Origin of the sequence: Bartonella sp. AA89HNZF, from assembly GCF_042196905.1 — a bacterium.
Classification (GTDB): domain Bacteria; phylum Pseudomonadota; class Alphaproteobacteria; order Rhizobiales; family Rhizobiaceae; genus Bartonella.
Genome location: NZ_JBHIRD010000007.1, coordinates 1 through 8,584, shown reverse-complemented (window position 1 = coordinate 8,584; position 8,584 = coordinate 1). Strand labels below are relative to the sequence as shown.

At 38.9% G+C, this 8,584-nt stretch carries 6 protein-coding genes; 3 read left to right on the top strand and 3 right to left on the bottom strand.

Annotation, left to right across the window (positions count from 1 at the left end; genetic code table 11):
- Positions 1-867: 867 nt before the first annotated feature.
- Both ACFIN0_RS04670 and ACFIN0_RS04665 read right to left on the bottom strand, forming a co-directional pair.
- Entirely contained in the window at positions 868-1,881 is a 1,014-nt protein-coding gene (locus tag ACFIN0_RS04670; protein ID WP_375702012.1) for a sensor histidine kinase, read from the bottom strand.
- A gap of 22 nt (positions 1,882-1,903) precedes the next feature.
- A complete protein-coding gene (locus ACFIN0_RS04665; RefSeq protein ID WP_375702011.1) occupies positions 1,904-2,698 on the bottom strand; it encodes a response regulator in 795 nt (264 codons plus the stop codon).
- Between the two features lie 169 nt (positions 2,699-2,867).
- Between ACFIN0_RS04665 and ACFIN0_RS04660 the strand changes: the two genes are divergently transcribed.
- The 3 genes from ACFIN0_RS04660 (at position 2,868) to ACFIN0_RS04650 (ending at position 5,288) form a co-directional block, all read left to right on the top strand.
- The gene (locus ACFIN0_RS04660) at positions 2,868-3,071 is read left to right on the top strand and encodes a NepR family anti-sigma factor (RefSeq protein WP_375610684.1); all 204 of its coding nucleotides are present in this window, start codon (positions 2,868-2,870) and stop codon (positions 3,069-3,071) included.
- A gap of 7 nt (positions 3,072-3,078) precedes the next feature.
- Complete coding sequence (locus ACFIN0_RS04655; protein WP_375607012.1) at positions 3,079-3,633, top strand: RNA polymerase sigma factor; 555 nt, start codon at positions 3,079-3,081, stop codon at positions 3,631-3,633.
- A 224-nt stretch (positions 3,634-3,857) separates the two neighbouring features.
- Positions 3,858-5,288: a sensor histidine kinase gene (locus ACFIN0_RS04650; RefSeq protein ID WP_375607011.1), complete on the top strand. Its 1,431-nt coding sequence runs from the start codon at positions 3,858-3,860 to the stop codon at positions 5,286-5,288.
- Between the two features lie 900 nt (positions 5,289-6,188).
- On the opposite strand, the gene ACFIN0_RS04645 is transcribed toward ACFIN0_RS04650, so the two are convergent.
- Positions 6,189-8,174: a M23 family metallopeptidase gene (locus ACFIN0_RS04645; RefSeq protein WP_375610685.1), complete on the bottom strand. Its 1,986-nt coding sequence runs from the start codon at positions 8,172-8,174 to the stop codon at positions 6,189-6,191.
- Between the last annotated feature and the right edge of the window lie 410 nt (positions 8,175-8,584).

The window sequence follows — 8,584 nt, the reverse complement described above, 5'->3', positions numbered from 1 at the left end:
TTCTATAGTGAATTAATCAAAGTCATAGGCTTGCACGTCATAAAAGGGTGTGTGTGTGGGCTTTATATTGGTGAGTAATATTTAAAAAAAGACTGAAATGCCTCTTATGGACGCTCTCAAAGGTCAACGGCTGTTGTAACATGAGAGACAAATGGTATGATGATGCTCAGCTACTACTTTTATGAAGTGAAAAGGGGCATGAAGGTAAAGAAGGACGTGGCGTAACAAGGGGCGGTTTTGATGGTTCACTTTACGGGGGCTATTATATCTTATTTACAGATACTGTTTTGAAATGAGCGTGGATGCGCTGGGAAATATTAAAAAAGTGCGTGAATGAGGGACACAAATGTATTCTGTTTTAGGAAGCCCTATTGTAACTGAAGAGGATATCTCCATTAAAAAATGCGATAAATAAAAGCATAAAATGTGTAATTTACATCAATTAATTGCCGTTGTCGTGGATGCTTTAAGCCCGTAAAGCTGAGGAGTGATGATGGATATTAGCTTTACTTCTTGAAATTTCATATTCTGCCAAAATAAAATTATATACGCATTGCGAAAATTACACAAAAAGAGATGGGTAATAGGCTCGCTTTTATTTTGCATATAAAAGCTGAAACGGTTTGCTCTTTATCGTTTTGGTTTCTGTTTTAAAATATGCCGGTTATATGAGGGATGGAAGTTGATTGACAGCGGGAATGGATTTTATGTGGCTTTCAGTTCTCATCGTTAAGGTTTTGCGGAACTATTGGGGGACTATAGAGGTTGGTTTAAAGAGGTTGGAAAATATCTTTGTGCTTAATAAACAGATGCGACATTTTGCTAAAAAGGGGGAAAATTCTCTTGTTCATTGTTTAAAATGCTCTTTTAAGAAAAAATATCAAAATAAGTATCAGGAACAGAGAGGCAATAGACAATTCCTTCTTGTGTCAATTTGAGGGAAGCTGAACCATTCACGGAAATGGGAACGATTTTTTCGAGAACGGCACTACCAAAACAGGCTTTTTTATTGTTTGTGGGAGGGATGCCGGATTCAAAATTTTCATGCCAAGTGATGATAAGTTGCGTTTTGCCATTCAGTTTTGTTTCAATTTCACAGCGTACACAGATGCTCCCCTTTTCTTGGGAAAGGGCTCCAAAAGAAAGAGAATTGACAATCAGTTCATGAAAAGCCAAACCGATATGCAAAGCGGCATTGGGAAAAAGATAAGGATCGACGCCTTCAAGTGAAAAACGTTCTGTTTCTTTCATAAAATAGCCTAAAGCTTGCGTTTGGACTAATTCGCGAAATTGAGCACCACGCCAATCAGAATCGGTAATCAGATCTTGAGAATGAGAAAGAGAATGAAGACGACCTTGAAATTTGCGTAGAAAAACTTGAAGAGATTCAGTATAGCGCGCGGTTTGGCTGGCAATACTTTGAATGATCGCTAGAAGGTTTTTAGAACGGTGACTGACTTCGCGAAGAAGGATTTTAAGCACTTGTTCACGGCGGCGTAAGCCGGAAATATTGACACCGGTGGTGATAATACCAATAATGTCTTCGTTATCATTGCGGTGGCAATCAATAGAAAATTTGTACCAAATCTCTTGTTTGTTTGTATCTTCAAAACGTGCTTCAACAGTTTGCATTTTGCCACTGGCTAAAACTTGCAGTTTGATGGTTTCCATATTGTCTGCAAGGTCAAGCGAAAAAAAGTCGCTGTCACGACACCCAACCCGCCATTTATTGTGCAAATGGTGTGGCAAGTTTTCAGCCCATAAATAAACCAGATTTGTTGCCTGATAGAGAACGCAAATATCAGCACCACGAATCGCTTGCATGAGCGCACTTATATGAGATCTATCCATGGGAGGCTTTGAAAGAGGCGTAACGATCATAATTTTAAGATGTTACCCTGTTCTAAGCCGCTTTAGAAGCATTCTCTTGAAAAAATAAAGCTTGGGAAATAAGCGCTTTCACCATATCAGGGTTAAAAGGTTTGGTCACTAAAAAAGTTGGTTCTGGACGCTCGCCAGTGAGAAGCCTTTCGGGAAAAGCCGTGATGAAAATTACCGGTATACGGTCATTTTTCAAAATCTCGTTGACCGCATCAATCCCTGAACTGTTATCGGCTAATTGAATATCAGCCAAAATCAACCCTGGTTTTTTCTTATGATACATAATGACAGCTTCATCACGCGTGCGCGCTATTCCTACAACATGATGACCTAGGCTTTCTACCATTTGCTCAATATCAAGTGCAATAAGAGGTTCATCTTCAATAATCATTACTTCAGTGGCAATTTGTTGAGAAATATCAAGGGATGCTTGGTTGAGAAGTTTGCGAAATTCTTTCGTATCCAGATTCATGATTTCGCTGGCGTCTTGTTCATGAAATCCTTCAACGGCAATGAGCAAAAATGCTTGGCGTGCACGGGGCGTGAGATAGGATAATTTGGCACTGGTTTTTTGTTCAAGACCAAATTGGGGCAGGGGTTCAGGGATGTTTGGTGTGGTTTGGTCAAAAAGATGGCAAAAAAGCCAATAGGTACCAATTCGGTCAGTGGAGGCTTTGGGAAAAATGGAGATGTCGGCAATGAGTGCTTCCAACATCGCTGAAACATAAGCATCGCCAGAGGATTGGCTACCGGTGACAGAGCGGGCAAAACGCCGAAGATAGGGAAGATGCGGGGCAATGCGCGTTGATAATGACATAATTTATAACTCCTTTGACCTTTCAAGCATTTTGTTGGTTGAAATTCTCAACCGATAAAAAAGTTCCTTGATTTGTATGGAACTTTTTACCGACAGCTATATTTACAACCATAAGGCGAAAAAATTCTTCGCGGTGCTACCAATAATATATGGATTAGGGGGATGAAAAATGAACGACCGTGATGAAAAAAATCTCACCACACAATTTAGAGTTGGAGATGATCTTCTCGGGGTCAATAGCGAAATAGCACGGAAGTTACGTCAATTTTACATGGAAATTCAAGAAGAAGCACTGCCACGGTGTTTGCTTGAGCTTTTAGAGAAGTTGGAGCGCGCAGAGCAATTTGGCTTAAACAATGTGGAAAAGGTTTGAATCCTTTATGTCAAAGTGCGCGAAAAACTTTAAACAAGAACTCCTTTCTGTGTTGCCGGCTTTACGAGCTTTTGCTGTTTCTTTAAGTGGCAAGCACGATAAAGCCGAAGATTTGGTCCAAGATACTGTTATGAAGGCATGGGCTAAGCAAGATAGTTTTGAGATGGGAACTAATCTTAAAGCGTGGCTTTTTACCATTTTGCGCAATGAATTTTATAGTCAAATGCGTAAAAAGGGAAGAGAAGTTCAAGATACCGACGGCGTGTTTACTCAAAATGTCGCTGTTCATCCTGCTCAATATGGATCACTTGATTTGCAAGATTTCAAAAAAGCCTTAAATTTGCTTTCTGCCGATCAAAGAGAAGCCATTATTCTCATTGGCGCATCGGGATTTTCTTATGAAGATGCTGCGGCTATTTGTGGTTGTGCTGTTGGAACCATTAAAAGCCGTGTGAGCAGGGCGCGTAATCGATTACAAGAACTTCTTAATGTCAATGGTGAGTCTGATTATGGTCCTGATTCTTACTCAGCTGGAAGTACATTGTGTTCATTTAACGGCTAAAAAAGCATAATAATTATGATCGATAGCCTTGTTTTTTTTATTCCCGTTATAGCTATTACAGTAAAGTCAGTATCTGAGGGAATTCAGAAGTTTGGCGTGTATCTTTAAGAACACAAGAAAAGCCTGTATAAAACTTTCTCACGGGCTTTAGGTTTTATGTTCCATAAGGTTGCCTTCCTTTGTGCTGAAAAATGACGACTTTCAAGTTCGCCAATGGACATTCTATGACAACAAAAACAAATTTGATGCCTCAAATGCCTTCTTCTGATGCAACGATATCACGCTGGCGGTGGGGTGCGATTGTTGTTTCTCTTGTTATGGCTCTTTTGGCATCGGTTTTTATTATGTTGCTTTCAAATGCCGTTGATCGAGAAGTCGCACAGTTGAATACAAGTTCAGAATTGCGTGAACAGGCTGATTTGGTCCTTATTAGCTTGATTGATATGGCTGTTGCTGATCGCAGCTATGCAAAAACGCGCAAGGCGGAAGATAAAATACGTTTTGAAAATTCAGAACGGGAGTTGGGGAATATTCTCGACTATATCGCACTTATTGTTTATGCGCATCCGCAGTGGTATAAATGGTTTACGGCTTTTAAAGAAGAGGTTGAAGCACGAAAAGCCTTTATGAGTGCCCATATGCATGCTCTTGATGCGATTTCTGAACAACCTTCTCAACTTTCTCATGCGGACTCTTTGGAAGTATCAAAGATTCCTGTAGCACGTTTAGCGCAATTGATGACAAGTTTTATTAATGGGGATGATGTGGTGCGCCAAAAACAGCGCGAGGGTATCGCATTGATGCGTGCTGCTTTAACATTGGCAGCTATTGTTTCTGTTGTCAGTACTTTTGTTTCGGCCTATTTTGTTATTAATCGTTTTCATCGTGATATGCGCTCTTTAAAATTGTATCAATTGCTGCTTCATAGTGAAAATATCGCTCTGGAAGCCCGCGTGAAAGAACGAACACAAGAATTAGAAAGAGCACGCAATCACGCTGAAAAAGAACGCCAACGGGTTGAAATATTGTTGCAGGATGCAAGCCATCGCATTGGCAATTCTCTTGGGACGGTGTCTTCTTTGTTGGGGCTCCAGTTAAACCGAAGCAAAAATGAAGAGGTCCGTTCTGTTCTAGGAGCTGCACGTGATCGTATTCAGACAATTTCTACAGCACATCGTCGTTTGCGCTTAAGTGATGATATGGAAACGACACTATTGGCAGAGTTTCTCAGTTCTGTTGTGCATGATGTCGAATTGGCAGTCCCTTTTGAATTGCGTGAAAACATCACCATTCACACCAACTTTAAAGAGTGTCGCCTGTCTTCAAGAGATGCGACAACACTTGGAATTATTCTTGGTGAACTGCTGACAAATTCCTTAAAACATGCCTTTCCTGATCAACGGTCCGGTCATATTTATATCTCCTTTGGTCCCCAGAAAGATGGACAATTGATGCTCATTGTAGAAGATGATGGCGTGGGAATGAAAAGCCAAACTTTAAAACAAAAAACAGGACTTGGTCGTGTGGTTGTGGAACAGCTCTGTATGCAATTTGGTGAAAAACCTCTGTTTGAAACCTCTGCTTTAGGAGGTACAAAAATTGTCATTCCTTTGCCAAAACTTAGCATGAATAGTTCAAAAAAAAGCTCTGACTGATTTTTAAAAGGGTAAATTTTCTCTTTGCTCGTGGTAAGCTGCCTTTCATTCATCGTGAATGTATGGGGAGGGCATCTTTTCACAAGAAGGAGGAAAAATACGGCTTTATAGCGCGAACACATCACTCTTTAATATTAAAATCGATTGTCTTCAAGAGAAGCAACTTTGCTTCTTTATCTTTTGGTGTAATGTTTGATTTTCTCTCTTGTTGTTTTTTCGCTTTGTTTACTCCGATGATCAGCTTTCAAAATTCTCCTTTTTTGTATGTTTTATAGCTTTGAAGTGCTTAAGTTAAAATTTAAATTTATTTTGAATAAGTGCTCCTTTACGCTAATAATACTTATATTCGTAAGCTCTATTTCTTTGCGAATAGATTGTTTTTTCAAGTTTTATTATTTTTTGTAAGGGCTGTTAAAATTTTAAATATGGGGTGTTTTTGTAAAAGTGTGTAACGAATATTCTTAAGGTAAAACGTGCTCAGAAAGTTCATGAAACACTGTCCTTTAGGGTCATGAACAGCATAAGCATTCAATAGGTGGAATTTATTCAAAAAGAAGCCGGGTTGTTTATAGAATGATATGGGTTTTAGAATCTTCATCCTTTAGCGGGCACCTCTTTGATTTGAGATTTTATTGCATGGAAAACAAAGGGATTTTTATCGTTTTGATAAAATAAACAAGAAGAGTTAACCTTTTGGGGTTTCATATTTTTTACTTTTCTATTGTGCGTAAACCAGAAAAGGGGAGGGCGTTTTATTTTCAATCATTGTGATGCGACCTTGGGTGGTGGCATATTTCGGCGTATTCTTTAATAGATATTTAAAATGCGGAAATCTCTTTGAGAAAAGTAAGCGCTCAAGCATATTTTTTAGATGTTTTGAGTTGTAAAAAGGTAGATGCTTTAAGTTTCTTCGGAGGGTGCTATTGGGCTGTTGATCAAGGCATCAATGTTGTTTTTTTCTTGTAGGAATGTTTGTAGGTCTTGATTGGTTAAGGCTTTGCTATCCGGTATACGGATGCGCATGGGATCAACTTTGACGCCATTGACAATGATTTCAAAATGACAATGGGGACCGGTTGCCATTCCTGTTGATCCAACATACCCAATAATTTGTCCTTGTCGTACTTTCACGCCTGGTTTGATGTCTGGTGCATAACGACTTTGGTGTGAATAACTGCTAATATACCCATTGGCATGTTGAATTTCCGTATGATTTCCATAGCCGCCTGTTACACCTACTTTTGTGACAATACCATCTCCTACAGCAATAATGGGTGATCCTTTAGGAGCAACCCAATCAACACCCGTATGCATGCGAATATAGCCTAAAATAGGGTGTTTGCGTGGGCCAAAGGGAGAGCCAAAAATGCCATTTGGTGTGGGTTTGCGCAACAAGAAAGGTTTTGAACTTTTCCCTTCAGAATCATAATAATCAACGCTTCCATCTTTTAATTGATAACGGTAATATTTATAAGTTGTATTCCCAAAAGTGGCGCTAATATAACGAATTTCTGGATCAGTGTTCTTGGAGGGTTCTTTGGCTTTTAAGTTCTTTTTGCCGTTTTGGGTTTCTTTATCGCTTTGTGGTATGGCATAAAATATTTCAATCTGATCATTGGGGGTTATCTGGCTTTTCATATCAATATTGGTGGCAAGCAGACGAATAAGACGATGAGAGAGAGATTGTGATATATTATGGCTTAGCAAAGCACTATAGAGTGCATCATAAGCCGTTGGTAATTGCGCGCTATTGATATAAGAATGTGGAATACCATTTTGAAAAGCCGTTTTAAGTGCTTTAGACATTTTAGGCTCTGTGCTTTCAATGAATTGGCCTTTATCATTCAGGGCAATGGTGAGAATATGATGCATTCCTTGATAGATACTTGCGCGTACGAGATGGTCTTCTTCTCCCGCTTGTGTCACGATGCCAATGCGTAAAAGGCTTCCCTCTTTAAGGGTATCGGAAAGGCTTATTTTTTCTAGCGTTTTTACAACCTGGTCAATTTGCTTTTTTGTATAATTGGTTTTTTTGAAAGCATCGGCTATCGTTTGTTTTTTACGAATAGGAATAATATCTTCAACATAGTTTTTCGTCAGATCGATACGGTGACTTTGAGGAGAAACGGTTACATTTTCTTGAACGATTCGAACTTCAGGGGATTCTGTACCTTGGGAAGGGGAGGATACATCTTCTAATTTTAAAGGATCAATCAATGTGAGAACTGAAAGAAGTTCGGAGCTCTTTTCTAAAGTAAATCCAGCTTTTTGCACTTCTTGTTGTGCCTCTTCATCTGTCAATGTGTCAGTGTCATCAAAATCGAATTGATTTACCTTAAAATCATAGCTGCGTAAGGTGAGTTTTGTTTCGACCTTTGCTCCATAAATCTGTCCAGAATCTTGTAGTTTAGCGTTTTGATTTGTCGAATCATTAGCAAGAATGCTTAAAGAATCAAATTTTGGATAGCTATATTTCTGGGGGCGCTTTTCGGCTAAAGCCATACGAATCCATTCAAAATGTTGTGTTTGAATGACTTTTTCATCGCCTTTTTTTTGTAGAATCGATAATTCAAATTGACGTTTTTTGTCAAAGCTTTGCCGTGCATGGGTGGGAGAAATGCGATCACCTTTATAGCCATTGGCTTCAAGATCTTGTGATTCTGATAGGTTTTCTTGCGTAAACCATTGTGGAGGGGTTACCAATCGCTGTTGTTCATCAAGAGCCGTAAAAAGTGCAATACCCATAAGAATGCAGGAAGTGATTCCTGTCAGAATGGTTCCTGTAAGCCAACGAGCAGAGACCTGTCGGCGTGCAGGCCGCAAGCGCTTGACGACAAGAGCAGGGTCTTGTCCAGGATCGTTTTTTTGTTGTTCGTTATCCCACATAGATTTATAAGAGTACTTCTCAATATTAAATAAAGAAAGCTAGCTAGATAGCTTAGCATGCTTCTACAGGAATTTGATTCTTTTTACAAATTACAGATCATGCGAATTCTCTTTATACAGCAATGTCTTTATAAATCATACCTGTGTAGAGAAATCCTTTTGAATCAATATTAAAGTAAGGTAAAATAACCGCTCTTGAGATTAATTAATCCATGCATTTGATACTTTTATGCCTTGCAATGGGGCGCTGTACTTTGACTTTAAAGGCGCTATGCACTCTTTGAATTTCTTCTGTTTTCATGTTTTATTTTTATACGCTTCTTATTTTGCCTATAATGTCTTGAAATACAACCAGTTGTTTACAATATTTTATTTTAAAAAAAATAAAAAATGATATTGACTCTTTGGTT